This window comes from Acetobacteraceae bacterium, assembly GCA_004843165.1.
Classification (GTDB): Bacteria; Pseudomonadota; Alphaproteobacteria; order Acetobacterales; family Acetobacteraceae.
In genome coordinates this window covers 1,525,076-1,550,714 of record CP039459.1, presented here as the reverse complement: position 1 = coordinate 1,550,714, position 25,639 = coordinate 1,525,076, and the positions used below count along the sequence as shown (strand labels likewise).

Annotated in this window: 21 protein-coding genes and 2 tRNA genes; 5 read left to right on the top strand and 18 right to left on the bottom strand. The window is 44.1% G+C overall.

From position 1 onward, the window contains the following. Positions 1–76: 76 nt before the first annotated feature. The 4 genes from FAI41_07440 to FAI41_07425 all read right to left on the bottom strand — a co-directional run bounded on the left by FAI41_07440 (position 77) and on the right by FAI41_07425 (position 3,192). Complete coding sequence (locus FAI41_07440; GenBank protein QCE33423.1) at positions 77–1,600, bottom strand: efflux transporter outer membrane subunit; 1,524 nt, start codon at positions 1,598–1,600, stop codon at positions 77–79. Between the two features lies 1 nt (position 1,601). Beyond that, positions 1,602–2,513 carry an HlyD family secretion protein gene (locus FAI41_07435; GenBank protein ID QCE33422.1) on the bottom strand — a complete coding sequence of 304 codons (912 nt, stop codon included), beginning with the start codon at positions 2,511–2,513 and terminating at the stop codon, positions 1,602–1,604. 58 nt (positions 2,514–2,571) lie between these two features. Beyond that, on the bottom strand, positions 2,572–2,766 hold the full coding sequence (locus FAI41_07430; GenBank protein ID QCE33421.1) for a DUF1656 domain-containing protein: 195 nt from the start codon (positions 2,764–2,766) through the stop codon (positions 2,572–2,574). 75 nt (positions 2,767–2,841) lie between these two features. Then, positions 2,842–3,192 (bottom strand): hypothetical protein, encoded by a 351-nt coding sequence (locus FAI41_07425; GenBank protein ID QCE33420.1) that lies wholly within the window; start codon positions 3,190–3,192, stop codon positions 2,842–2,844. Positions 3,193–3,546: 354 nt separating this feature from the next. On the opposite strand from FAI41_07425, the gene FAI41_07420 reads away from it, so the two are divergent. From FAI41_07420 to FAI41_07410, 3 genes are all read left to right on the top strand, one after another. Then, positions 3,547–4,032 (top strand): YcgN family cysteine cluster protein, encoded by a 486-nt coding sequence (locus FAI41_07420; GenBank protein ID QCE33419.1) that lies wholly within the window; start codon positions 3,547–3,549, stop codon positions 4,030–4,032. Continuing rightward, positions 3,987–4,736 (top strand): M48 family metallopeptidase, encoded by a 750-nt coding sequence (locus tag FAI41_07415; GenBank protein QCE33418.1) that lies wholly within the window; start codon positions 3,987–3,989, stop codon positions 4,734–4,736. Before FAI41_07420 ends, FAI41_07415 begins: the two co-directional genes overlap by 46 nt. Before the next feature lie 37 nt (positions 4,737–4,773). Then, positions 4,774–4,861: transfer RNA gene (locus FAI41_07410), tRNA-Leu, on the top strand. A gap of 44 nt (positions 4,862–4,905) precedes the next feature. Here the strand turns inward: FAI41_07410 and FAI41_07405 are convergent. From FAI41_07405 to rplM, 9 genes are all read right to left on the bottom strand, one after another. Further along, positions 4,906–5,400 carry a molybdenum cofactor biosynthesis protein MoaE gene (locus FAI41_07405; GenBank protein ID QCE33417.1) on the bottom strand — a complete coding sequence of 165 codons (495 nt, stop codon included), beginning with the start codon at positions 5,398–5,400 and terminating at the stop codon, positions 4,906–4,908. A gap of 47 nt (positions 5,401–5,447) precedes the next feature. Beyond that, positions 5,448–5,687: a MoaD/ThiS family protein gene (locus FAI41_07400; GenBank protein ID QCE33416.1), complete on the bottom strand. Its 240-nt coding sequence runs from the start codon at positions 5,685–5,687 to the stop codon at positions 5,448–5,450. Beyond that, positions 5,688–6,305, bottom strand: coding sequence for a molybdenum cofactor guanylyltransferase (locus FAI41_07395; GenBank protein QCE33415.1), 618 nt, complete (start codon positions 6,303–6,305; stop codon positions 5,688–5,690). A gap of 10 nt (positions 6,306–6,315) precedes the next feature. Next, a complete protein-coding gene (gene moaC / locus FAI41_07390) occupies positions 6,316–6,825 on the bottom strand; it encodes a cyclic pyranopterin monophosphate synthase MoaC (protein QCE33414.1) in 510 nt (169 codons plus the stop codon). A gap of 2 nt (positions 6,826–6,827) precedes the next feature. Further along, complete coding sequence (moaA, locus tag FAI41_07385; GenBank protein ID QCE33413.1) at positions 6,828–7,892, bottom strand: GTP 3',8-cyclase MoaA; 1,065 nt, start codon at positions 7,890–7,892, stop codon at positions 6,828–6,830. Between the two features lie 76 nt (positions 7,893–7,968). Continuing rightward, complete coding sequence (locus tag FAI41_07380; GenBank protein ID QCE33412.1) at positions 7,969–9,171, bottom strand: molybdopterin molybdotransferase MoeA; 1,203 nt, start codon at positions 9,169–9,171, stop codon at positions 7,969–7,971. A gap of 51 nt (positions 9,172–9,222) precedes the next feature. Then, entirely contained in the window at positions 9,223–10,275 is a 1,053-nt protein-coding gene (locus FAI41_07375; protein ID QCE33411.1) for a branched-chain amino acid aminotransferase, read from the bottom strand. Positions 10,276–10,452: 177 nt separating this feature from the next. Beyond that, a complete protein-coding gene (rpsI, locus tag FAI41_07370; protein QCE33410.1) occupies positions 10,453–10,944 on the bottom strand; it encodes a 30S ribosomal protein S9 in 492 nt (163 codons plus the stop codon). Positions 10,945–10,953: 9 nt separating this feature from the next. Further along, a complete protein-coding gene (gene rplM / locus FAI41_07365; protein ID QCE33409.1) occupies positions 10,954–11,436 on the bottom strand; it encodes a 50S ribosomal protein L13 in 483 nt (160 codons plus the stop codon). A 526-nt stretch (positions 11,437–11,962) separates the two neighbouring features. On the opposite strand from rplM, the gene FAI41_07360 reads away from it, so the two are divergent. Both FAI41_07360 and FAI41_07355 read left to right on the top strand, forming a co-directional pair. Then, positions 11,963–13,660, top strand: coding sequence for a hypothetical protein (locus tag FAI41_07360; protein ID QCE33408.1), 1,698 nt, complete (start codon positions 11,963–11,965; stop codon positions 13,658–13,660). A 16-nt stretch (positions 13,661–13,676) separates the two neighbouring features. Beyond that, the gene (locus tag FAI41_07355; GenBank protein QCE33407.1) at positions 13,677–14,618 is read left to right on the top strand and encodes a hypothetical protein; all 942 of its coding nucleotides are present in this window, start codon (positions 13,677–13,679) and stop codon (positions 14,616–14,618) included. Here FAI41_07355 and FAI41_07350 read toward each other — a convergent pair. The 5 genes from FAI41_07350 to FAI41_07330 all read right to left on the bottom strand — a co-directional run bounded on the left by FAI41_07350 (position 14,607) and on the right by FAI41_07330 (position 25,508). Further along, a tRNA-His gene (locus FAI41_07350) sits at positions 14,607–14,682 on the bottom strand. The two genes, FAI41_07355 and FAI41_07350, sit on opposite strands and share 12 nt — an antisense overlap. 89 nt (positions 14,683–14,771) lie before the next feature. After that, positions 14,772–16,133 carry an autotransporter strand-loop-strand O-heptosyltransferase gene (locus FAI41_07345; GenBank protein ID QCE33406.1) on the bottom strand — a complete coding sequence of 454 codons (1,362 nt, stop codon included), beginning with the start codon at positions 16,131–16,133 and terminating at the stop codon, positions 14,772–14,774. Then, on the bottom strand, positions 16,130–17,425 hold the full coding sequence (locus tag FAI41_07340) for an autotransporter strand-loop-strand O-heptosyltransferase (GenBank protein ID QCE33825.1): 1,296 nt from the start codon (positions 17,423–17,425) through the stop codon (positions 16,130–16,132). The genes FAI41_07345 and FAI41_07340 overlap by 4 nt, the downstream gene beginning before the upstream one ends. Before the next feature lie 176 nt (positions 17,426–17,601). Beyond that, positions 17,602–19,467, bottom strand: coding sequence for a fatty acyl-AMP ligase (locus tag FAI41_07335; protein QCE33405.1), 1,866 nt, complete (start codon positions 19,465–19,467; stop codon positions 17,602–17,604). Beyond that, entirely contained in the window at positions 19,467–25,508 is a 6,042-nt protein-coding gene (locus FAI41_07330; protein QCE33404.1) for an SDR family NAD(P)-dependent oxidoreductase, read from the bottom strand. The genes FAI41_07335 and FAI41_07330 overlap by 1 nt, the downstream gene beginning before the upstream one ends. Between the last annotated feature and the right edge of the window lie 131 nt (positions 25,509–25,639).

Here is a 25,639-nt window from a genome sequence, read left to right as displayed (position 1 = left end):
TTTTAATCCAGTGGTTCTGAGAACCTAATAATATGACGTTATGTCGATGAAGAATAGCGAGAAATCAGAGAAAATCCTAGCGGGTAAAGATTCTTGCAAGAATTCCTTGATCATGTTTTTCAATTGGCAATTCTGTATTCATCAATTCATCTCCTTGCCAACCCGCACCCATCGCAACATAAAGACCGATGGCATCTTCTAAACGTTTAATCCGTGAAACAACCCATTCATCTTTTGTGTTCAATGCTGTTTGCTCTGTCACCAAGATATTAAGGAAACTCGTTAAGCCATGATTAAACAAAGCACGGGCACGATCTCGTGCTAATTCGGCCTGAACCTCAGCAGAATAGCGTTCAACAACTGTATTATTATCCTGCCCCCAGTCTGTCATTCGATCTTCGACTTCTTGAAACGCATTCAACACCGTCTGATGATACATAAATCGGCTCTGCTCGGCCTCTGCACGAGATTGTGAAATTTTTGCCGTTAACTGACCACCATGCATAATGGGAATAGAGGCCATAATCAAAAAGTTCCAAGCCTGACCGTAAAGCGAAAAGGCCTGATAAAATGCAGAAGCATTCGGGTTATAGTTTAAAGGTGCATTAAAATTAGGATAAAGTTGTGCAACAGAGACGCCAATATTAGCCATAGAAACAGCATAACGACGTTCCGCTAAGCGAATGTCAGGACGGTTAGCCACAACCAAAGACGGTAAGGTTGCTGGCAATGGTGGGGGTTTAGGCATGGACTGAACCTGCAGCAATTCAGGCAAATCCTTACCGGGCATTTCGCCCATTAAAACGGCAATCGCATGACGCATTGTTGCCTCTTGCGCTTTTAATCCCGGAAGTCTTGCACGTTCACTATGAAGTTCAGATTCTGCCTGTGCTACAATAAGGTTATTACCGACACCGTGAGAGAAAAGGCGATTCACCATGTCGCAAACATTTGCGGCGACCCGAATAGATCCCTCCACAACAGCAATGCGCTCCTGTGTACCCCGTAAAATAATATAATCTGTTGCAACTTGGCTAAGAATCGAAAGAAGGAGACCCCGCCGATCTTCAATCGTTGCCTGAACAGAACGTGTCTGCCCCTCAACCTGTCTTGAAATACGACCGAAAACGTCAATTTCCCAGTTAGCGTTCACACCATAGGTAATGATGGAGGCGCCTGCATACTGCCATGCGCCTTCACCATCTGTACTGGTAGAATTATTCGGACGCAAAGGCCAGTTATCAATTGCAGTTGAATAACGTGTTGCACCACCACCGGCATCTGCATCAACCTGTGGATACCATTGTGCCTGCGCTTCACGCCTCAAAGCACGCTCACTCATAATATGGTTCGTAGCGGCCATAAGGTTATAATTTCCCTTAATGGCACGATCAATCAGCTGATTTAAAATAGGATCATTAAAACGGCACCACCAGTTTCTTAAACCCTGTTCCATATCCGCAATCTCATCTGCTGTCGGCACATGCTCCTGCGAAGAGAAGTGCGACGGTAAACGAACATGATCTGGTTTATATTCAGGCCCCACAGTACAGGAAGCTAAAAGCATTGCCCCTGCAAGAGCATAGGAAAGAATACGCATATTACAGGTGATTTTGCAGCCACATAATGAGCTCTCCCCGACCACCAGGCGGCTTTGGTCCAACGGCCACACTGCCTGTCATTCCAGAAACCAAAATAACATTTGGGGGAATTTCATCAAACTCAATACGAACAGGAATACGCTGCGCAAGACGTACCCATGTAAAAATAGGATCTACAGTTGGCAAGCCTAAACGATCCCACTCACCATTTTTATCGTTAATCCCTCGCCCGATACTAACAACGTGCCCTTTCAGTAACTCCCGATAGCCCATCAATTTAATTCGTGCGACATCCCCAATATGCACCCCATGGATTTTTGTTTCCTCCATATAGGCATAAATCCAGAAAGTGCTTGAATCAATCACCGACATGACAGGCTGTCCGATATGAACATAATCCCCGACACGTAAATTCAAATCCGTTATATAGCCATCAACAGAAGCGTAAACTGTTGAACGCTGTAAATTCACCAAAGCTGTATTAAGCTCTGCCTTTGCCTCATTAAGATAAGCCCGTTTCACAACCGTTTCAGAATCGTAATCTTCTTCTTCTTCACGCGAAACGGCACCGCCTAGTCCTAAACGGCGATGCGCATTACGAACGGCAAGCTCATACTCATCCTGCGCGCCAGAAACACGGGCTTTTGCATGCTGGACATCAAGCTGAAATCGCAATTTATCAAGAACATAAATAGGATCACCACGATGAACAAACTGATTGTCCACCACAGGAATAGACGTTACCGTCCCCTCAACCTCAGGGGCACTAATAACAACATACACACGGACACGGCCATCACGTGTCCAAGGATTTAAAACATAAACATCCCAAACGATATATCCCAGCCCAATGGCTAAAATAATCACCATGCTGGTTAATAAGGGGCGTATGATTGTACGAAAACGACTCACAGGCACGTTATCCCAAGACAACAATTAAAAAAGATACGAGCGATTACAGCAGAGTCCGTCATAAATACAATATCAATAAGCTTAAGATGCAACAGAATAAGGCGATCTCAAAGAGCGCCACATGCCAAAACCACTGCAACACGCCAATACGCCATAAAACAGTCCGGAGCAGAACAGTTAAAAAAACTGCAATTAAGCCGTAAACGGTAATCGGCGCAATATAAATACCAAAAAGATTAAATTCAGCCATCATGATAAGGATGTTCTTTCCAAAGGATATCCTCTGGAAAGACCTAGCACTTCATCACCGTAATCAACAGTCTAATTTTTAAAAAAGACGCCAAAACCATCCACGGCCTTCTCTGCTAAAATCTAACCTTTTTTGTCTTTTTTCTTCTCTTTCTCTTCTTAAATCTTCTTTTCTTGTATTCTTTTTGTTTCTAAAAAATGGACTTGTCAGCCAGCTCAGTACCCAGATGACGGATGTTTTTCCAAGGGGAGAATTTAAGAAGGTCAATATGGTTGAAACAGACAGCTCACTACGAAGCTCTTCTATTTTATCCTCACGTTCCAGATAAACTTCTCTCTGTTCACTACTTTGTTTCCTCGTACGTGTTGCAAAAAAGATACAAACACAAAAGCTGACGAAATCCATGAACAACATCGCCAAAGAGGCCAAAATAAAATGCCCCGGCATAAAAAATAAAAAAGTAGCCCAAAACAAGGCATGGAAAGAGAAAACCATAAAAAGAAGTGCGCAAAGCATAGCCCCTACCCACAGCATTCTATGGCCATATCGTCTCACAGCAAGTGCAAGAATCTCCCCCTGAAGACGAAAAAGTTCCATGACTAAATTGATCGGACCATTCATTTCTTATCCCTCTTTCAAAATATGTTCCTCACCGCCCTCATCATGGCTTTCTTTTTTTTGAGGTCATTTTCATTATATACTTAACACACTTCTCTTATTATCAAGGGAACTCTTCAAGTCATAGATATAATCCGAGATTTACCTCTCTCACCTTCAAATTTTATTAAGACCGAAAGTCTAAACGTGTCTGAATTTTGGAAAAACAAGCCCCTTGAATCCCTCTCACACGAAGAATGGGAAAGTCTGTGTGACCATTGTGGGCGCTGCTGCCTTAACAAACTTCTTGATGAAAATACCGGCGAAATCGCCTGGACAAAAGTTGCTTGCCGTGGCCTCGACTGCCAAACAGGGATCTGCAAAAACTATACGAGCCGTTTTCAACTTGTGCCTGACTGCATCTCCCTTACCCCTGATTTGGTAAGAACCATTACATGGCTCCCCCCAAGCTGTGCTTACCGCCTTGTTGCCGAAGGGAAAGACCTGCCAAGCTGGCACCCCCTAAAATCCGGCAAGATAGAAACAATGAAACAGGCTGGTGCTTCTGTGGCTGGTCGTTGCATCAGTGAGCGTGAAGCCGGAGATTTAGAGGATTATGTTGTTGCATGGCCAGAGGAATGGCCACGCCCGTATCGTCCAAAGAACAATTAAAAGTAAAAATGAAAGAAAATTTTTACACTGCCTTTCCTTGGCCTATTGATTGGAAATATTCCACCCGCTCTCGTAGGCTTTCTTTACGGATCAATCCACGGACAGGCGGCGTTGTCCTTTCTCTCCCCCAAAATTTTCCAAAAGAAAAAGCGCTCCTTTTTCTAAAGGCACATCAAAAATGGGTCACGGCACAATTAGATGCGCTCCCGCCACCTGCTGTCCAAAGCAATGAAATCTATATTGAAGGGAAGATCTTTCCGATTGTTCGAATCCCGGCTCTTCCCTCTTTTCTTCCAAAACTTTATCCAGATAGATTGGTGATTCGAGAACATGACCAAAATGAATCTCTTAGAATCGAAGCCTTTTTAAAAGCACGTGCGAAAACACGTCTTCCCGCCTCTTTTCAACGCTGGTGTGAAATTATGGGAACGTCTCCCAGCCGAATCACTTTGCGAGATGCCAAAACACGCTGGGGAAGTTGTAATGTGCAAGGGGCTATTATGCTGAACTGGCGTCTGATTCTCGCCCCGAAATCCGTTCAAGATTATGTCATTATTCATGAATTAGCACATTTAACGCATTTCAATCATTCCGCAGATTTCTGGGCTTTAGTCGAAAATTTTTGTCCGAATGGCAAAATTGGACGAAAAGAAAGTGAAAAATGGCTTAAAAAGCATGGCATAAAATTACAAAGAACTGTATAAGAGCCTTATCAAAGCTGATTCACTCAGCAGGATTTTTGCGAGCTTGGCGGAACCGGTAGACGCACAAGACTTAAAATCTTGAGTTCCATAGGAACGTGGGGGTTCAAGTCCCCCAGCTCGCACCATCTTTTCCATAAAAAATCAAGAGAAGTCCCCACCCCGCATAAAATTATTTATGTTCGTGGTTGCAACCTGCGCCATGATGATGGGCGTGGTCGGCATCGCTTCCCGCTGCGGCGCATTGATGGCAAGCCACCCATTTAGCTTCACCTGTCTGATAATGTTCTTTTTTCCAGACGGGAACACGGAATTTAATCGCATCAATCACATAACGGCAGGCTTTAAAAGCATCATCACGATGTGCCGCTGAAGCACCAACCCAAACAGCCATATCGCCAATTTTTAAATTACCATAGCGATGGAAAGCAGAAACACCGGCAATATCAAATTTCTCCAGCGCCTCTGCAATAATCTTTTCTCCCTCTTTTTGCGCAAGGGCTTCATAGATTTCATATTCTAGACCTGAAACTTTCTGGCCTTCATTATGATTTCTTACCCATCCTTCAAAAGCGCAGTAGCCACCGGCCTCCGGCTTTTGAAGGGCTTTTGCCCATTTTTCAACATCAACTGGCTGGTTAGAAAGAAAAAAGCCTTCTTCCTTCATCTTTAATCTCCTTAAATGATATAAATATTTTTCAAATGAACGATCTCTTAACCACCGGTAACAGGCGGAATAAAAACGATCGTGTCATTTTCCTGAATCTGATGATCCCACGCCACAAATTCATCATTCACAGCGACACGGATATCTGAAGAGGGCATTGGAAAATGATATTTTTCTTTCAATGCTTCATAGAGCGCCATTAGGCCAGCTTCCGGCATTTCAACAGTTTCACCTGTTTTTGCGGCAAGCTCTTTAAGATGTGCAAAATATTCAACACGCACCTTCATTTATGCTTCTCCTTCCTGTATTTTTTGCCATTCATCAGGCGTATTCACATTTTCTAGAATGCTTCCCTCTGGCGTTAAAAGAAATTCTGTTAATCCTTTGAAAGCCTGTCTTGGGCAATGCGCCCCTTCCTGAACGACTTTTTCAAGAGATTTTAAAGCTGCTGGCTCCCAAATGGCACAAAGAGGCTCTGCTTTGCCGTTAAAAGGGCTTTTCCATGAAAAAACAACAGGTTTATCAGCGATTTCCCCCTGCCATTCTGCTCTTGCCTTCACCAAGGGAGCCAAAGCATTAGCATCTGCAAACGGCAAATCACATGCCAAGACAAGCCATGCGACTTCTGGATACGCACGATGCGCCGCTAAAAGACCGGAATTTGGCCCATTAACCCCTTCAATATCAAAAATAGGCTTATAAGCCTGACGCAAAGGATCTGACTGCTGATCTTTTCTTAATGAAAGAAATTGCTGGTCTGTAAATTCTGACAAGAATGTCATCGCCCGTACAAGTTGCGGACGACCTTCATAACAAAGCGCTGCTTTATCTTTTCCCATACGCTGGCTTTTTCCACCGGATAAAAGGAGACCGAAAAGCTTTTCATTTGAAAAAATATTAGACATGATTGCCTTCTTATTGATGACGATTAAAATCCCGTTTGCCACCACTTTTGGCAATCAATTTAATCTCTTTGATAATCATGTCATGGCTAAGCGCCTTGCACATATCATAAATGGTTAATGCGGCAATGGATGCACCTGTCAACGCTTCCATTTCAACCCCTGTACGCCCTGAACAAGAGGCGGTCACTTCGATAACTGCCTCATCCCCTTCCATATAGATTTCAATATCACAGCCATTTAAAGGCAGGGGATGGCATAAAGGAATAAGATTTGATGTTTGTTTTACCCCCATGACAGCGGCAATACGTGAGACGGTAAAAACAGCACCTTTGGGCGTGACATAATCTGTTGCCCGAAGTTTTTCCGCCACCTCTTTTGGGAAAAGCAGACGTGCCTGCGCCGTTGCCTCACGTGAGGTAATCTGTTTATTGCCGACATTGACCATTTTTGGCGCACCATCCTGCTCGTCAACATGGCTTAATTTATCTGCTAAAAGACCTGAAGTTTTATTTTCTGTCATCACTATCCACCAATATAATTCATTTCAATTCGGCGTCCGCCATCAATGGCGCTCTTCCGGTGTGTTTTTCCGTCCTCTTTGAGAAGGGATTTACGATCCAAACTGTAGCGGTCTTTACGCTCGTGCCAGACATTCTCAAAAAATGCTTTTAACTTTTCTGTATTTTTTTCTTTTAGAAACGGACGCAAGTCAAAACCAGAATCTGCAAACAGACATGTATAGATTTTTCCCTCGGAAGAAAGTCGAACCCTGGAACAATCACCACAAAAAGGGGTACTGACAGAGGAAATAAAACCAACCTCGCCCTTACCATCTTTGTAACGGTAACGGTCTGCGACTTCTCCTTTATAAAGCTCACCCAAAGGTTCGAGCGCCCATCTTTCTTCGAGAAGGCCACGAATATCATCGGAGGACATCACCCTGGGCATACTCCAGCTATTGCGTGTACCAACATCCATATATTCGATAAATCGTAGAATGATATTTGTCTCTCTGAAATAAGCCGCAAGCGGAATGATTTGGTCATCATTGACGCCTTTTTGGATCACCGCATTGACTTTAATACCGCCAGGAAAATTAGCTTTTTGTGCGGCCTCAATCCCTTCCAAAACTTGAGAAAGTTTTCCTCGTCCGCCTGACATCCCCTCAAAGGAGCTTTGACTCATTGCATCTAAACTCACAGAAACCCGATTCAAACCGGCATCCTTAAGCTCTTGCGCATATCTTTGAAGCAAAATCCCGTTAGTTGTTAAGGCGATATCTTCAATCCCCTCAATCTTAACAAGACGCTCAATAAGCGTATTTAAGCCCTTGCGTAACAAAGGCTCTCCCCCTGTTAGACGAAGCTTTACAACGCCCATAGAAGCGGCAATTTTTGTAATTTCTTCGATCTCATCAAAGCTAAGGCGCTCTTGTGGCGAAAGAAACTGATAATTGTCGTGAAACGTCTCTTCCGGCATGCAATAGGCACAGCGCAAATTGCAACGATCCATTACAGAAATTCTAAGATCTCTTAAGGGGCGTTTAAAATAATCTCTTACAATATTTTCCGGATCTTTAGGCGGCATTTCTGGCCTCTAATCTTAATAACAGCATATATTATCTCTACAGCAGATTTTCATTGAAATTTTGAAAAAAGGCACTTTACCAAGGGTGGAATGCCACCAAAGAACCTGCTTGAACTTCCCCTTCTCCAGCAGGAATTTCTGCAATACCTGCTGTTTCACCAAGATGCATAAAATCACCGGAAGTTGGAACCTTATGGGGAATCAAAATGGCTTTACCTGCTTTCCATTCCAAACGAACAGGCAAGAAGAAAGTTCGCTTATCCATAGACTGAACCGTTTCTGTCAAAACCGCTTCAGAAGGAAGTTTGGAGAAACGATTATGCATTGCCTTTTTCAATAAAGGCAAAACATATCTTGCACCACAAGCCATCGCTGAAACAGGATTTCCGGGCAGACCAAAAATACGTTGCCCTTCAGGTCCAATCCCAAACCACATTGGAGCTCCAGGACGTTGCGTAATACGATGAATAAGTTTTTTTGCCCCCACTTTTTGAAGTGCGGAAGGCACATAATCGAAAGCGCCCATAGAAACGCCCCCGCTTAAAATCACAACATCTGATTCTTTAAGAACCTTTTGAAGCATCGTAACGAGTGTTTCAAAATCATCCGGAATATGTGAGACATAAGAAGGCACAAATCCCCCTTCTGCCAAGACCCCCCGCATCATTGAATCATTGGAACGGCGAACTTGCCCCTCACCAACCTCCGCATCCACATCGACAAGCTCATCACCCGTTGCTAAGAGCGCGATTTTAGGCAGACGATAAACACTTACTTCCGAATAACCATTTGCGGCTAAAAGGGCCATGATAGGCCCATCAATGACGATGCCTGAATCCAGAAGCAAATCCCCTTTTTTTGCATCTGATCCTTCTGGATGGATAAAGCGACCTGCAACACGTGCCCCGCCATCTCCCGACTTTAAGGAGACTTCAACTTCTTTGCGCACCAAAGCCTCAACAGGAATCACACAATCTGCACCATGCGGCAAAGCGGCACCTGTCATCACTTCCCAGCACACATTTCCCTCAGGTAAAGTTGGTATTTTTCCACCGGCCTGATGGCGTCCAAGACATTTTAAGGGAAAATCATCTGCGGCACGGCAGGCAATACCGTCCATCATCACACGGTCAAAAGGCGGCTGATTACGTTCCGCGGAAATATCCTCTGCCAAAATCCACCCTGCCGCTTGAGCTAAAGAAAGTTTTTCTATGCCAAAATCACCTGCATTTTCTAAAACAATTTGATCTGCTTCTTTAACGGTTATTGCTGCACACATCTGCTTAAATCCTATCTTAAATGTTATTTTCCCATAATTCTAAAGATGCTTTTAAACATAGGTTTTTACCCATCCATGCTTATCTTCGGCTTTTCCTTCCTGAAGATCTAGCAAAGCCTTACTTAGACGGGTTGCAACCGGAAAAGACTGATCTGCGCCTTTAAAATGAACCGTTTCAATCTGACCATCTGCTCCCTTTCGGACAAGTTCGCCAATTGGAAGAATGCCAACGGCCGTCCCAGAGGAAAAGGCCTCTACAATTTCACCGCTATGCCCAGCCGCAAAAACATCATCAATCGCAAGCGGCTCTTCTTTCATCTCAAATCCAAGGTCACGGCCAAGCGTCAAAATGCTATCCCGTGTAATCCCCGGCAGAATAGAACCATTTAAAGGCGGTGTCACAATAGAACCGTCTTTTTTGACAAACATCACATTCATCGCTCCGGCCTCTTCAATATATTTCTTTTCTTTGGCATCAAGAAAAAGAGATTGATGGCAATGATGCTTTTTAGCTTCCAACTGTGCTGTGAAACTAGAGGCGTAGTTGCCTGCGGCCTTCACATCCCCTGTTCCACCGGGCGCTGCACGTGCAGAATCTGCAATCCATAATTTTAAAAAACCATTATCATCCGAAAAATAAGCCGCCATCGGAGAGGCAATAATTGCGAAAATATAGCTATCGGCAGGCCGAACCCCTAGAAAAGCCTCTTCGGCAAACATATAAGGACGAAGATAAAGACCGCTACCAGAAGCTTCTGGGGTTAGATGACCGTCTTTTTCAAGAAGGAGACGCAATGCATTCAAAAACATTTCATCGGAAATTTCAGGCATAACCAAACGACGTGCAGATTTACGCAGGCGGGCAGCATTCTGCTCCGCTCTGAATAATGTGACCTCTCCCTGAGGATTACGTCTGGCCTTCAATCCCTCAAAGATTGCCTGGCCATAATGGAAAACAGCCGCTGCCGGCATGAGAGAAAAAGTTTTTGCATCGGTGATCTCAGGTGATGTCCAGCCTTTCCCCTCCTCATAACGTGAGCAAACCATATGGGGTGTAAAGCTTGCGCCAAATTTTACAGGCGTTTTCGATTTTTCTGTTGTCATTAAGAATATCTCCGCTTTACAAAATATTTTTAAAGTAAATAACTTCTATGGCTCTCACCCACTTTAAGATTTTTCTCCTTTAAACGCTAGGAATATAGATACAAAAAATGCCAGCGAGGAATTCCCCGCTGACATTGATTGAATTCTGAAAAACCTGTGTCGTTCGACACAAAGAAATCAGCGTTTTGAGAACTGGAAAGAACGACGTGCTTTTGCGCGACCATATTTCTTACGTTCAACAACACGGCTATCACGTGTTAGGAAGCCGGCTGCTTTAAGAGGCTTACGCAATTCTGGTTCATAATTAACCAAAGCGCGGGAAAGGCCATGACGCAATGCGCCAGCCTGACCAGAAAGCCCACCACCTGCAACGGTGCAATAAACGTCAAATTCATTGTGACGGCCTGCAACGATGAATGGCTGTGCAATAATCATGCGCAAAACTGGACGTGCAAAATATTTCTCAGCGGATTTTCCGTTGATGCTATATTCACCTTTACCCGGTTTAATCCAAACACGTGCGACAGCGCCTTTACGACGACCTGTGCCGTAAGAACGACCTTGCTCATCACGTTTTGGCTGAACTGGGGCAGCTTCCTGACCGTCTTTTAAAGCCGCAAGAGACTCAAGCCCAGAAGCGGCATCTTTTGTAATTGTTGTTTCTGACATACGCTATTCTTAAGCCTTACGATTTACAGTATTTTTGGAATTCAAGGCAGCAACATCCAGCTGTTCTGGATTTTGTGCTTCATGCGGATGCGTATCTTCTGGATAGATGAAAAGATGACGCATTTGCGCACGCTGAAGTGGTCCACGTGTAATCATACGTTCAACAGCCTTACGAACCAGATGATCTGGATTGTGGCCTTCCAAACGCTGTGCAACACTTCTTTCTTTAATTCCGCCAGGATAGCCTGTGTGATAGTGGAAAACTTTCTGGGAACGTTTTCTGCCTGTCAAACCGACATGCTTTGCGTTGATGATAACAACAGCATCACCACAATCGACATGCGGTGTGAACTGAGGAAGATGTTTGCCCCGAAGTCTGTTGGCAACGATGCTGGCCAAACGTCCTAGCACCAAATCGCGCGCATCAATCAGAACCCATTTGCGCTTTACTTCTGCCGGCTTTAAAACCGGTGTTGATTTCGTAAGTGACATATTGTCTTTCCGCGTTGAGCTATATCTCAAAAGTAATTTCTAAAATAAGCCCTCGGCCATTCAGAAGATTTTTGAGAAAATGCCTTAAAATAATAACTCTGTTTCGTGGCATGCAGTCTTAAACCGCTTCTTGCCTCTCAGAAGGATGAAAGTTCCATCCGCCGCAAGCTTTAACGATGTGCCCCATCGCTGAACAAATAAAATCAGGTTTTTCAATCCTCATACGAGAACGATCCCTGCTCTATATTAGGATAGTCTTATCTCCTATTTTAAAGGTTTCCGTCAAGCTTATTTTTACATTTTTAAAACACTAAAAACCGCTGAAATCAGCTATTTTTTACTATTTGGTATTATAATACCGCAATATTTTTACGTCTTTTTTCATGTATCTACAAAGCCAAAACGGCTTTTTCTTTGACTTTAAAAGGATTCGTTATTTTTGTTTTTTAGGAAAAATTTTATTTTTCATATATAGTCTAAAGTCATTTATGTTCTCATTTGTTTTTGACTAAGGAGTTTCTGTGATATGCGGCAGGGATGGCTTACCCTTATCACCCTAACAATCGCAAGTGTGATTGCCGGCGCAGAGATGTTACATAAAATAAATGATGCCAGCAGAAGTGACATTAACGACTTTCTCAAAAATATTCCGCCTGAAATCGACTTTAAATATACTTCTGTAAGTCCTGCAATTACGATTCAAGGCATGAATATCCGCGATGCCTCCTTTCACATTGGAACAACACAATTCTTTTTTAAAAATCTGTGCCTTGGCCATCCGCATATTGAAGAAAATATTCTTAAATTTTCCAGCTTTACGATGGATCACGCTAGGATCATTTCTGATGAAAATATTTTTTCCTCACGTAAGGGAATCCTTCGCAATTTTGAAATCGTCCCCTCCTCTTCCAAAATTAAGAAATGGGATGAACTTATTTTTGACGAAAATACGCTTGAGGAAAATAAAGGCTTTTCGCCGAGCATTCCGGAAAACAAAAAAATTGTCTCCTCCTTTTTCCATCGCCTTTCCAACCATACGCCTGATCTAAGCAATATTCGTTTCGGACGTGTTCAATTTGAAAATGTCAAAATTGAAAAACGTTTTAAGACGGCATCATTGCTTACGCCAACACAGCCAGCACAACGCACACACAGCGTTGCCTCTCCTCTTTCAGAATCACCACATTCAGAGGAAATCCATTCCCTTATTCAAAAAGACGGTGTTCTCATCCCCTCTCTTTCTGTGGCAAATATCAATATCGAAGGCTATGGCACAGGGGCGCATCCTATCGCCTCTCTCCACAATTTAGAAATTGATATTTTATATAATCTTCTCAATAAAAATCTTCGAAATCCCGAAGATGAAATTCGCAAACTAACCCTTTCTCTTGATGAGGGCGAAATCCATGAGGGGGGTAATCTCCTTCAACGTCCTGGACGTGATGAGATTATTGCCGCACGTCAGTTCTGGGATGATCCCGAAAAGTTTTTTAATACAGCCCCTTACGGCATGACCTTGATCGGTCTTAAAGGCCATCTTCAAGCTAAAACCATTCCGGAAAAAAGATTTTATATTCCTAAAATCACAGGAGAAAGACGTCTCAGCTCGATGAATGAGCGTTGGGCTCTGAAATCTTATTTTGATTTTTCAGGCATTGAGGCAAATCTCAATAATTGGCCGAAGCTCCCTGATGAACTCACGGCCTCTTTCAACACACATGGCCCCTCAATCAAAATTTCCTCTCTATCGGTTCCCAATGAACCAACAGTAAATATACCTGCACGCTGGGTCTCCAAATTAACCCTTAATGTCAATATTGATAAGCAAAACCAAATCAAAGGCTCTTTTGCACTCCGCTACCCGCCAATTACGAAAACGCTTTTCCAAGGTGGCGAGCAAAGACTTGCCTGGGAAAATAATCTTCAAATAAGCAATCTTTCCCTTCTTTTTGCTGGCAGGGAGCTTCCGGTGTTGCTCTGTGCCGCTTGGCAGAGTTTAAAAGAAACGGATACGCTTTCTTATAAGCAAATGCTTGAAATTTTCCACGACCATTCAGCCGATCACCCAGATCTTGAAAATATCGTTGACTGGATGTCCTCTCCCCAAAAAAGAAGCTTAAAGACAACCTTTAATCTTTCCAATTTTTGGGAATGGAATAACCTTCCTGCGAAAGAGGCTTTAGCAGAACTTCCCTTAAAAGAGGCAACAATCAATCCTCTCTGAAACGAGACATTATCGGATGCAACAGCAAGCGCCCCATATTCTTATCTTTGGACTAAGCGGGGCGTGTGCTCAAAGCGCCTTAATACATCTTTCTCAAAGCATCCCTAATGCCATTTTCACAGGATGGAGCCGTACACCACAAAAAATACCGTCCCATCTCCGACAATTATGCAGGGAAATAAAAAGCGGTGAAATTGCAGATATTCATTCAAAAGAAATCTTCAAAGAATTTGACCTGATTATTTTTACACCACCAGCAAAATTTCTGCCCAAAATCTTACAATTAAGCCATTGCCCACTTGTTGCTCTTGGTTCAACACGAAAATTTACAAAATGGCCCGATGCCTATGCTTTTGAAGTTTTAACCGCCGAAAAACTTCTTTTTGCAGATAAACGCCCTGCTTTTTTCCTTCACCCAACAATGATTTTCGGCGATGAGAATAATCAAAATATTTCAAAACTTGGGAAGATTATCAAGAAATTCAAAATCCTTCCCCTACCCAAATCAGGTAAATATCTTGTTCAGCCCATCCATTATGACGATGTTGGCAAAGCATTGGCCGAAGCGGCTAAATTATTACTATTGCGAGTAGAAACTTCGCCTTGCTCTCTCATTATTACAGGTGCTCAGGCATTTTCTTATCAAGATCTTATTCACCTGCTCTCAAAGGCACAAAATCTCTCCAGACGCTTTATTTTGCCCCTGCCTTTACCCTGCCTTCTTTTCTTTAGCTTCACATTTCGCAAAATAACGAAATTTTTTCCTAAACTCACAGCCTACATCCCTTCGCCAGAAGCCATTCGCCGCCTAACAGAAGATAAAGATTTTTCTTTTACAGAAATGGAAGAAATTCTTGGCTTTTCACCAACCGCTTTAAATGCGGAAAATTGGCAAAAAAAACTCTGCCTAAAAAGACAGAGAATCAATTTTCCTAAAAGGAAGGAGTGGGGTGAATGACGGGACTTGAACCCGCGACCACCGGTACCACAAACCGGCGCTCTACCAACTGAGCTACATCCACCAGCACGAGTTATTCTTTAGAAAAAATTAGCGAGAACGTCTAGCCCTAAAATGAGAAAAAATACATTTTAAAGCATTTTGGGGCATTCTTTATTTTTTCTTACGTGTTTTTCGATCTTTCGGCGCAACAAGATTCGATTCTTTCATTAAACGATCAATCGTTTCCTTTACATATTCTGATGTAATAATACGGGTGCACTCAAATTGCCGTGGTGTGTCTTTCTGACGTGGACAGAAAAGGTAATTTGTATGTTCAAAAGGCACTCTGACATCATGCCAGCAGGAATTACAGCCATTGGCAGAAAAGATGCGCCACGGCGTATAAAATTCATTTCTTGGATGGGTAAAACCTGAGATCATAATAATCTTGGCATTTACCGTCCATGCCAGCCAAGAAAGCCCAGAAGACAGACCGATAAAGAAATCCGCATATTTTATCCAGCGTGCCCGCTCTGCTAGCGGACGGTTCCCTGTTTCATCTTCAGCGCCATGTGGAATATGATTCCAATGAATGCCATTTCCTGTCACAGCCTCTTTATCAATGCAAATCACACGATAACCCAGCGTTTTAAGATACGTAATTACATCATGCCACCCCAAAGGGTTATTCCATAATTTACACGCACTTGACCCCTGTGCGGCGATTACAACATAGGGATCGGGAATAGGCCGCTCATCAGGCTCTTCAATAACCGGCTTTGGTGCCTCTTCGGTCAGATCAACCCCCAGCAAGGCGCCTGCCGTTCGATGAAGGCCCAACATCCGGAAATCATCAGGCTGGAACTCATTCGTTTCGTCCTTAAAATAAAGCCCCATGTAATAAGTCGCATATAATTTCTCCCTGATTTCCTCAGAGAATTCCTCTCTTGTGATGAAAGAAATCTGCGGATAGCGCTTTGCGAAAAGATCTCGAATATGCTCCGCGACAACAAGAGTCAGTTTACATTTATGTACATCTGCAAAACGTGCAGCATAGGTAAACCATGCAATTGAATCCCCTAAGGTTCCCCCCGGTAAAATAATGGCAATTTTTTTACCTTTGCCGTTCCATGCATGAGACCACGTCAATCCTGTTTCCTGATTGATGACTTCAAGACGTAAGTTCATCCAGTATTTTTTACGTGCAACAAAAGTGACGTCTTCCGCATGAAATTCATGCAAAAGACTTGCCGTATCTAAATCTCTAACACGGATAATCCACTTCCCCTGCGGAACATAAATTCTTGCCCCTATATTAAAATCATAGCGTATGCCGTGCTCTCCCTCTTGCGTCAGGTTCTGAGCAGGGGCTGGAAACGAATCTTTACGGAGCACCTCTTTTGTCGCTGTTTCCTGCTTTTCAGGCTGATTTTCAACAGGTGCTAAGGTTTCGATATCATGCAAAATATCTTTTAAAGCGGATTTTTTCTCCCCGGATGCGGAAGGGGAGGATATCTGATGTTCTAAAGTCATTTTGACTTCCCTTTTTCTCTGGGAGTACGGCTTGTTGTGGCCTTCTTCAAAGATTTCCGCTGTACCTTAACCGCTGTCGATTTTTCCTTTTGAGGCTTTTTTTCAAGAGAAGGAATCTCTGAAGAAAGTTTTAAACGTGCTCTTTTTTCCGCTGACAAGTCTAAAATCAAAGATTCACAGGCTTTAACGACCTGTGTCCCCGAAATTAAACGGCTACACTCAAAAGCACGGTTTGTATTTTTATGACGTGGGCAAAAGAAATAATCTTTTAAATCCAGTCGAATTGCCAAATCATTGGCACATCCATGACAAACATGGCGATTAATGATCCGCCAAGGGGTTTCAAATTCATTATAATCCTCGGTAAAACCGCCGACCATAATTACTTTTGTCTGCGCCGCCCATGCAAGCCATGACAATCCAGAAGAAAGGCCGATAAAGAAATCGGCATATTTCAGCCATCTTGCCCGCTCTTTTAAAGGACGACTGCCTGTTTCATCCTCCACCCCGTGTGGAATATGTGTCCAAACTGTATTCACCCCTGTCACACGTGACTGATCAATACAAATCACACGATAACCTAAGGATTTAAGGAAAGTAATCACCTGACGCCAGCCATAAGGATTGTTCCACATTTTCCCAAAACCAGATCCCTGAACGGCAATAACAACGTAAGGATCTGAAATCGGCGCTGTTTCTTCAATCTCAATGTCAGGCCGGCGGTTTTCAGGGGTTAAGCCAAGCATATACGCCCCCATCCGCCCCAAACCTGCCTGACGATAATCCAAAGGCTGCCAATTTCGATCATGATCGTCAAAGAAAACCAAAACCTTATACGTTGCATATGGATCGGCAGGTACGTCCTTAATGGTGACAAAATGGATATCGGGATTGGCAGGCGCTAAAAGTGCGACCATATCGGGACGAACAACACAGGTTAATTTTGCGCCGTGCTTACGGCCGAAAGCGATCGCCTGCCCTACCCATGCGAGATGGTCTCCCAGACCGCCAAGCTCCATATGAATGGTAACATTTTTACCATATAATTCGCACTTATGCCGGAAAACAGGTTCCGCATTATTTTCTTCCCAAACGGTAATCAGAAAAGGAACATAATAGCGTTTTGCACTTTGAACACGTCCGCCATCTTCAAGCCACTGGTCAAATAAAACCGTATCCGTACTTGCATCCTGAAACTGAACACGCCATTTTTTACCGCTAGGTACATCTACACGACATCCGTCATTAAAATCAAAACGGATGTTTTTTACGCCTTCCATCGCAAGCTGCATCGGGGCAGAAGAGCTTGTAGACTGTTTTTCCTTTTCAGCCATAGGCGAAGGCGGCCCTGGCATTGGAATCTCCATTGCCAGGTTTTTCTTCAATGATTTTTCTGAAGGTGTACCTTCTTGACTTTCTTGCTTCTGCTCTAAAGAGACATTTTTATCTGCTTTATCGTTGGAAAGTGCTACGGAATCAGCCATTCCAGCTCCTCATATTCTGTCGTTTTCAAATCTCTTGCACCGAACATATATTCCCCATACGTCCTGAAATCACCTAAACGGATCTTTTCGGCGCTGGCTTTAAATCTCAATTTTCCATTTGGCGTCCGGGCTAATCCGCCTTTAGGAAGAAAAAAAACTTTGATAGAGCGTGTACCGCAAATTTCAAACAAACGACGAGAGGCAGCCAGAGCGGCTTGTCGTTCCTCTTTTAAGGCAGCAGCAACTTCAATCAAAACATGAAGATTTCCTGCCTCTTGATAAATAACAATTGCTTCTATTCTACTGCTTTGCCTATTTTCAGCTTGGAAAGAACGAACGGCGTAACGAACTTCCTCCGCCAGATCATAGGGATCAAAAATTTTTCCCTCTTGTATCACCGCATCTTCGACTCGTCCAATCACAAAAAGCTCGCCTTCAAGCAGAAACCCTGAATCGCCTGTCCGAAACCATATTTCTCCCGCTTGATCCTGTTCAAAAAGCATCGGACGCTGGGTCTTAGAATTCCCCTCACGCTCAAAAGTACCGATATAAGATTTTGCAACGCACGGACCGGTGACCCAAATATCGCCGATTTTTCCCTCTTCCAACCATTGATCCGTTGCGGGATTACGTAAACGCAACGCATGATCTGGCAAAATTTTTCCACAACTCACCAAGGAAGTTATTTCACTCTCCTTATCTTCTGCACGTGCGGGTACGGCAGATCCTTTGGCCATCTCAGAACGTAGGAAATTCTTAACTTTCAGCCCCATTTCCGAGCTAATCATCAAAGTTGTTTCTGCCATGCCATAGCCTGTCCGAAAAGTGGAAGCTAAAAAGCCATTCTCCTGAAAAACCTCTATAAATTTTTGTAAAGACAACGCATGAAGGGGGCCTGAACCAACACAGGCAACCTGCCAACAGGAAAGATCTAAATGATCCGCCCTTCCCTCCAAAGCCTCAACCGCTAAATCATAAGCAAAAACGGGCCCGGCGGCGCTTCGAATAGCATAAGAGCTGATCGCCTCAAGCCACCCTGCTGGATTTTGAATAAAATGTTCCGGCTGTTGAATATAGCCCTCGTTTCCTGAGGCTAGGCCGAAAAAAAGCCCCATAATCAACCCCATATCATGCGTAAAAGGCAGCCAAGTTAAGCCTGCCCCTGTCGGTACAGAAAGTACCTCCTCAGCCTGACGGTGCAAATTGATGGAAATCCCCTCATGGCTAACCGGAACACCTCGTGGCTTTCCCTCTGTTCCAGAAGTATATTGAATGAAAGCTGCCGCCTGCCGACTTTCCCTCAAAGGTTTAAAAAAAGGAGCGAAATCCTCTCTGTCATCAATGGCCAGCCATTTCCCTCCAAAGTCTGAGCAAAAAGGGGAAAATCCTGACAAATCCTCTTTTAAACCAATGACGGCTTCCGGCTGCGAATCCTTTAAAATATGTTTCAGATGCCGAACGGCTCCCGACAAAGCAGGGGAAACACCGGAAACGGGAATACAGCCTGCATAAATAATGCCAAAAAAACTGATGAAAAATTCGGGATTATTTCCCCCTAAAAGGACAATGCGACTTCCGGCCTTAACATAATTGGCAATCATTCCAGCGGCTTTTTTTGCCTCCAGATCCAAAGTCTGAACAGAAAGCGTTCTTTCAATTTTCCCTGTTTTATCCAGAAAATGAAAACCGGAATCTTCAGGATGCAAGAGTGCCCGCATCCCTAAGATCTGATCCAGCCAGCCTGTTTTCCAATCCAACGCTGTGCGTTGTTTATCCTTGCCATAAGGGCGAATGACCACAGGAAGATCGGCAAGCTGTAAATCCGTCAAATGGTTTGCAGAAAAAGACATTATGACACCGCCTCAGCCGGAAGATTTTGAGAAGTTTCTAGTGTAAGAGCAGCAATTTTACCCGCCAAAGCGTCCGGTGTTCTTGCTGTCGCTAAAATGGAGACCGGCACTTCGACACCTAACCTTTTTTGCACGGCAACCTGAAGCTCCATCCCTGCCAAAGAATCCAGTCCTAAAGATTCCAAGGGGGTTCTTGCGGTCACTCCGCCTGTTTCAAGTTGCAAAATTGCTGAAATTTCTTCCAAAATAACCCGTAGCGCAAAAGTTCGCCGTTCCGCAGGTGGCAAAGATAAGAGAACCTTATCGCTGTCTATCTCCTCTTTTTCATTCAAAAGCGAGAAACGAGCTTCCTTTCCCAATTCTGAAAGGGTTTTAAAGAAAAGCGGCCAATCCACAATCGCGACAGCACCCCATGATTTTTTTGCCTGCATGAAGACCGCCATAGATTCCAAAGCTTTTTCTGCCTTGAGCAGTCCAATCCCTGACTGACGGAAAATGGCTGACGCATTGCCTCGCTTCATCATGCCGCCCTGCGCAATCGCCCCCCATCCAATGGAAAAAGCATTTACACCTTTTTCCCTTAAAAACCCTGCAAAAACATCTAAAAAGACGTTTGCCGCCCCATAAGCTGCCTGACCAAAATTTCCTGTAAAACCGGCAAGCGAAGAATAAAGCATAAAATGGCTTGGCTGGATGCCGAGCTTTTCACAAACATTCCAAATTGAAAGTGCTCCGCTTATTTTCGGCTGTAAAACATCTGCCATATCTTTCAAGGATAGTTCTACCAATGGGCCATCCTTCAAATATCCTGCCGCATGAAAAATCGCCCCAAGCTTTCTTTTTTGGGTCATTTTCAAAAGAATTTTCTGAATGTCCTCTTCATTTGAAAAATCTGCGGCATGAAAAATCACTTCTGCTTTCTGTTTCTGCGCTTCTGCGAGAAGATCTTGCCATGCCTGACGTTCTGAAGGGTCTTTCCGTGCGACAACATGAAGGCTGCGTGCGCCATTTTTCAAAAGCCACCGCAATGTTTCCATTCCGAAACCACCGGTTCCCCCCGTAATGAGATGAGCCGCTTCCAGATCAGCAAAAAAACTATTTTTAGGATTTTCCCGTACGGCAAGAGGAATCTTTTCCTCATCCACATTTTCCGGACAAAAATCTAAAATAATTCTGCCGGAATGCGCGTTGCTTGCAAAATGCCGAAAAGCCTCCTGTGCTCTGTTCATCGGAAAAAAAGTGGATTGTGGCGGAATAATTTTCCGTTCTAAAATGAGCCCATAAATTTTCCGGCAATCCTGTCGAAATATTTCAGGACGAGCATGCAACATGCGATCTAAATCATAAGAGAAAAAAGCAAGATTTTCATTAAAAGGCGTCAAGTTAAGGGAGCCACCCTCAATAATATCCCGCTTACCGATTTCAACAAAACGACCGAAAGGCGCCATTAATTTTAAGGTTGCCTGTAATGCCTCACCTGACAAGACATTCAAAACCACATCGACACCTCTGCCGCCTGTCGCCGTCTTAATGCCGTCATAAAAAGCTAAAGTCCGACTATCAAAAACGGCCTCGACATTTTTTTGCCGCCGGAGCCATTCCCGGCGTTCCTCACTCCCGGCGGTTGCAAAAATTCTAGCGCCTTTAAGCTGTGCAATTTGCAGTGCCATTTGACCGACACCCCCAGCAGCGGAATGAATTAAAATACTTTCCCCCTGCTCTAAATTTGCTAAACGCACCAAACAGGCCCACGCTGTCGCCGCCGCAACCGAAAAACCTGCCAAGGCTTTAATCATGGAAAGCGGAAACTCTTCTCTTACCCCTTTGGGAATAGGAAATAAAAGCGTTTTATCAATCTGGAGCAAACGCCGAGAGGTAAAAGCCCCTGAGACAAAGGAAAGGCACAAATCGCCTTTTTTCAGCTCCGTCTCTTCCGGAGGACAGGCCTCAATCTCTACCAATGCTTCCAGTCCTAAAATCCCTGCTGTATGGGTATTTTTAAGAACAAATTCGGGCACAAGCCCCATAACATTCAAAAAATCTTTAAAATTCAATCCGGCCGCAATGGTTTTAACCCTTACCTGCCCTTCGGAAAGCTTAGGTAGAATTTGTGTTTCCCATCCTAGCCCCTGCGTGAATTTTCTGCCTTCAAAATCCCTTATGAGTACCAAGGCATTCTGAGAATGGTCTTTAAGCGCCAGAGGATTTTCCGTTTTAGCGTGAAGCAGTGAAAGCGGTTTAACAGGATTTGCCCGAAGTCCGTACCGCCCACGATCCTCTAAGAAAATCTCCGTCTCTGTTGGGGAGTCAGCGACCAATTCCGCCGCCAGTGCCTTTTCGAGTGAAATTCCCTTATCTTGGAAAAAAATAATTTTAAAAGAAACGGATGGATATTCAACACGTGCCGAACGTATAAATCCAACCAGCGGTGCAAGCCATAAAGCACGCTTTTCAAAAGAAACATTCTCAAGACCGGCAAAAGCCCCTTGCCCTGCAATACAAAAAGCAAATTTTTCCTCTAAAGGAATTGCCTTCAAAAGCGACTGTATCTCCTGCAATAAATGTGAAATTTCAGTGATGGGATTTTGGGAAATTTTCAGACTGGGAAAATAAATCAGCTTTTCAGGTTTTTTTTCTGCCTGAAAAGATTTTTCAAACTCCGGTAAAGCAGAAAAATGTGAAATCAGACGGCCATTTTCCTGAAGCCTCTCCAACGCATTCTGCGCTACCTCATCCGGCTGGCCGAAAATAAATAATGCCTGCTGCTCTGCCAAAAGCGAGAGAGGCGGCAAAGATTCCCATTTTGCCTCTAACAGAGAAATCTGTTTTTTCTTGGCAAGCGCAACACATTCCAGCCCCCGTATTTCACCTAGAATATGGCCTTCGAAATCATAAAGAACCCCATCTAAAAGAAGCTCATTTTCAGACAATGATTTTAAAATCATTTTCGCACGCATCTGCCGTAGCGGTGTCTCCGTTTTCCGGCCATGCCAAATAAAATGCGTCATCGCCGAAGGTGCGTAAGACGTTTCCGAGGCCTCCGGCATCAAAGCCGCCGCCATTTGAAAAGCACCATCCAGCAAAACAGGATGAAGAAGATAACGATCCTCATCCTTTTCAATCGCATTTTCAGGCAAAACAATCTCGCCAATGGCAATATCCCCGGCCTTACGTCCTGAAATTTTTAAATTTTTTACAGAGCGAAAAGCAGGGCCATAATAAATCCCAAAACGGCGGAAATTTTGATAAAAAGTGGAAATTTCCACCTCTTCCATCTCTGGTAGCGGCGTGTCCGCTTCAATTTCCTGCGCCTCAACACACCAAGGCGCTGATTTTGCAATCGTAACGGAACCGTGAGAGAGAAAAGGATTTTCTACGCCTAAGCTTGAAGGGGTCAAGCTCGTCAATTTAAGCTGCCTGTTTTCCGAATAAAAATGCCAAAAAACAAGCGTTGTGAGATCTCTTGCCGGAAATAACGGCATTTTCAAGGTCATATTTTCTAAAACGCAAGCAGATTCCGACGTCATATTTTTATGCGCTGCTAAACCGGCCTCGACAAAAGCCGCAAATGGAAAGAGCCAATCCGAGGCCTGTCCAGTTTTACGCCGCATGGCATGATCCGGCAGCCAAGGTAAAAAGCCCGTGGTTAAGTCTGCTTTCCAGCTTTTTTCTACCCCTTCCTGTAGCGTTCCAAGCAAAGGATGTACCGTTAAATCTATCCGGTCTTTTCGTGCGGTTAAACGCTCCGGCCCGGAAAGAAATTCCAGTCCCATCGGATAAATGGGCAAGACAAGATTTCGTCCTCCTGCTGACGGCAAAATCATACCAGCCCCATCGGCCAATAGAGAAGCGGCGGCATCCTTTAAGGCTGTCTCAAGCGGAAATTTACGTTTTAAGATTGTCGCTGAATGCTGTCCGCCAGCATTTCCCAACAACAATGCCAGCGACGCCGCCGGCGGCGAAGGCAGAGAAATTTCCTTTAACGCCTGTCCGTCACATAAAGCGGCAAGTGCCGTTTTGGGCGTAAGTTTCTGATTAAAATAAAGCGCAATTGTGCGTGCAATCTGCGAACTTTTCTGCATTTCAACAATCGAAGCGCTCACTTTCAAGCCCAAAGACTGCAAATATTCTCCTGCTGAAATTTGGAGCAAGGCACTGACAAAAGGCGAAAGTGCCTGAAATTTTCCAGCCTCCCGCAATTCTGAAAAAATTTCAGCTTTTAAATCTAAATCTGGAAACTGAAGTTGCCTTGCCGCAAAAAGCTTGTGCGCCAGCTTAACCGTCCGAGCAGGCAAATCTAATAGGAAAACAGCCCCTTCTCGCAAGGCAATGGCAGGTGAATCAGCACATAAAAGAAAGATATTTTCCAAAGAAATACTATCGGAAATCTCCCCCTGATATTTACCGCAGGAAGGTTTAAATGCCTCTTCTGTCTTTGCGAAATCAGAAAGCGCCGCCACCATTTCATCCAGCGGCCGATTTTCTCTGCACAGAACCAAACGATGCGTTAGCAAATCTCTCTGCACCAAGAGATTTTCACATAATTCCTGCCAAAAATACGCCTGTTTTTCTGAAGAATCAGGATTTTCCTGAAGAAAATTCTCTATAAAATCAGCATATTCTTTGGCCAGATGCTTAAGCGCCAAGCCGCTCGCCGCACTGAGTATAAAGAAACTTTCAGGGCGGTCATTCTTGTGTTTCCGCCTTTTTCCCGGCAGCTCTTTCTTCTGAAAGGAACGCATCAAAACAGCGGCATTTGCCCCGCCATACCCAAAAGAATTCGCTAAAATATAATGCGGACTGCCTTTCTTTACAGAAGAGAGTTTCATGCCCTTTACGGGCAGATATAAATCATTTGCAGAAAGGAATGCGGCTGGCTTCCCCTCGCATGGCCAAGGCGGAAGTGTTTTATTTTCAAGACACAGCATGGCCCGCATCACACCGGCAACACCGGCACTCGCTTCTAAATGGCCGATATTGGCCTTGATGGAGCCGATAGGAAGCGCCGGTAAATTCTCAGAACGATTTTCTGCGATCGCCCCTGAAATAGCGGCGGCCTCAATCGGATCGCCGACAGGTGTTCCTGCGCCATGCGCCTCTACCGCAGAAATTTCATCGGGATGAACCCCAGCCTTTTCTAAAAGACTTTTCATTAAAAGCGATTGCGCTTTGCGAGAAGGCACCGGAACGGCCGAAGTGCGTCCATCCTGATTCAATGCCCCTGCCGAAATGACGGCTCGGATGGGATCTTTATCCTCCAAAGCTTTTGCCAAAGGTTTTAAGAGGAGAATCCCGGCGCCTTCTCCTCTGCCATAGCCGTCTGCTTTGTCAGAAAAACTCTTAGAGCGTCCGTCTTTTGCAAGGAATCCAGATTTACTCATTGTGATAGACGGTTCAGGTATCATCATATAGCTTGAACCGCCGGCCAAAGCCATTTCACAATTTCCCAGCGAAAGATCCTCGCACGCCCGAACAATCGCCGTCATAGAGGAAGAACAGGCTGTATCCACACTCATTGCCGGGCCAAGAAGATTGAATACATGCCCTAAACGTGCGGAAACCATCCCGGCAGTACTACAAACTGCCGCATAATGATCCTGAATTTGGACACGCATTTCAGAACGTCCGGCATAGACGAGAAAATCATCTAAAAAGGCGCCGACATAAACGCCGGTTTTTGTACCTTTGATCTGTCTTGGCGCTAATTTTGCATCCTCTATCGCCCGCCATGCCGCCAGCAAAATATTGCGCTGTAACGGATCAAGCAAGCTTGCCTCTCTGGGAGAGAGACCAAAAATAGCGCAATCAAAGGCTTTGGCATCATGGAGAATAAAATTGCCCTGCGCCATTGTTGTTTTACCAGCCGTTTGAGGGGCTGGAGAATAAAAACGCTTGTTTGACCAGCGATCCGGCGGAATATCAACAGCGGCATTCCCCCGTTGCATCATAAAATTCCAAAGATCGGAAAGAGATTCAATTTTTGCAGGGAAAAGCAAACCTGCACCAATAATGGCAATTTCCATTTGTTTTGAATCGCTCATGATCTTCTATCTCTTTACGAAAGGGGAAAAGTGAATTTAGACTAATTTATTTTGTGCTTTAATGCCTGATCTTAGCATTCAGGAAGGCGCATGATGGCTTTTTTCTAAAATAAAAATGACATTCATAAACA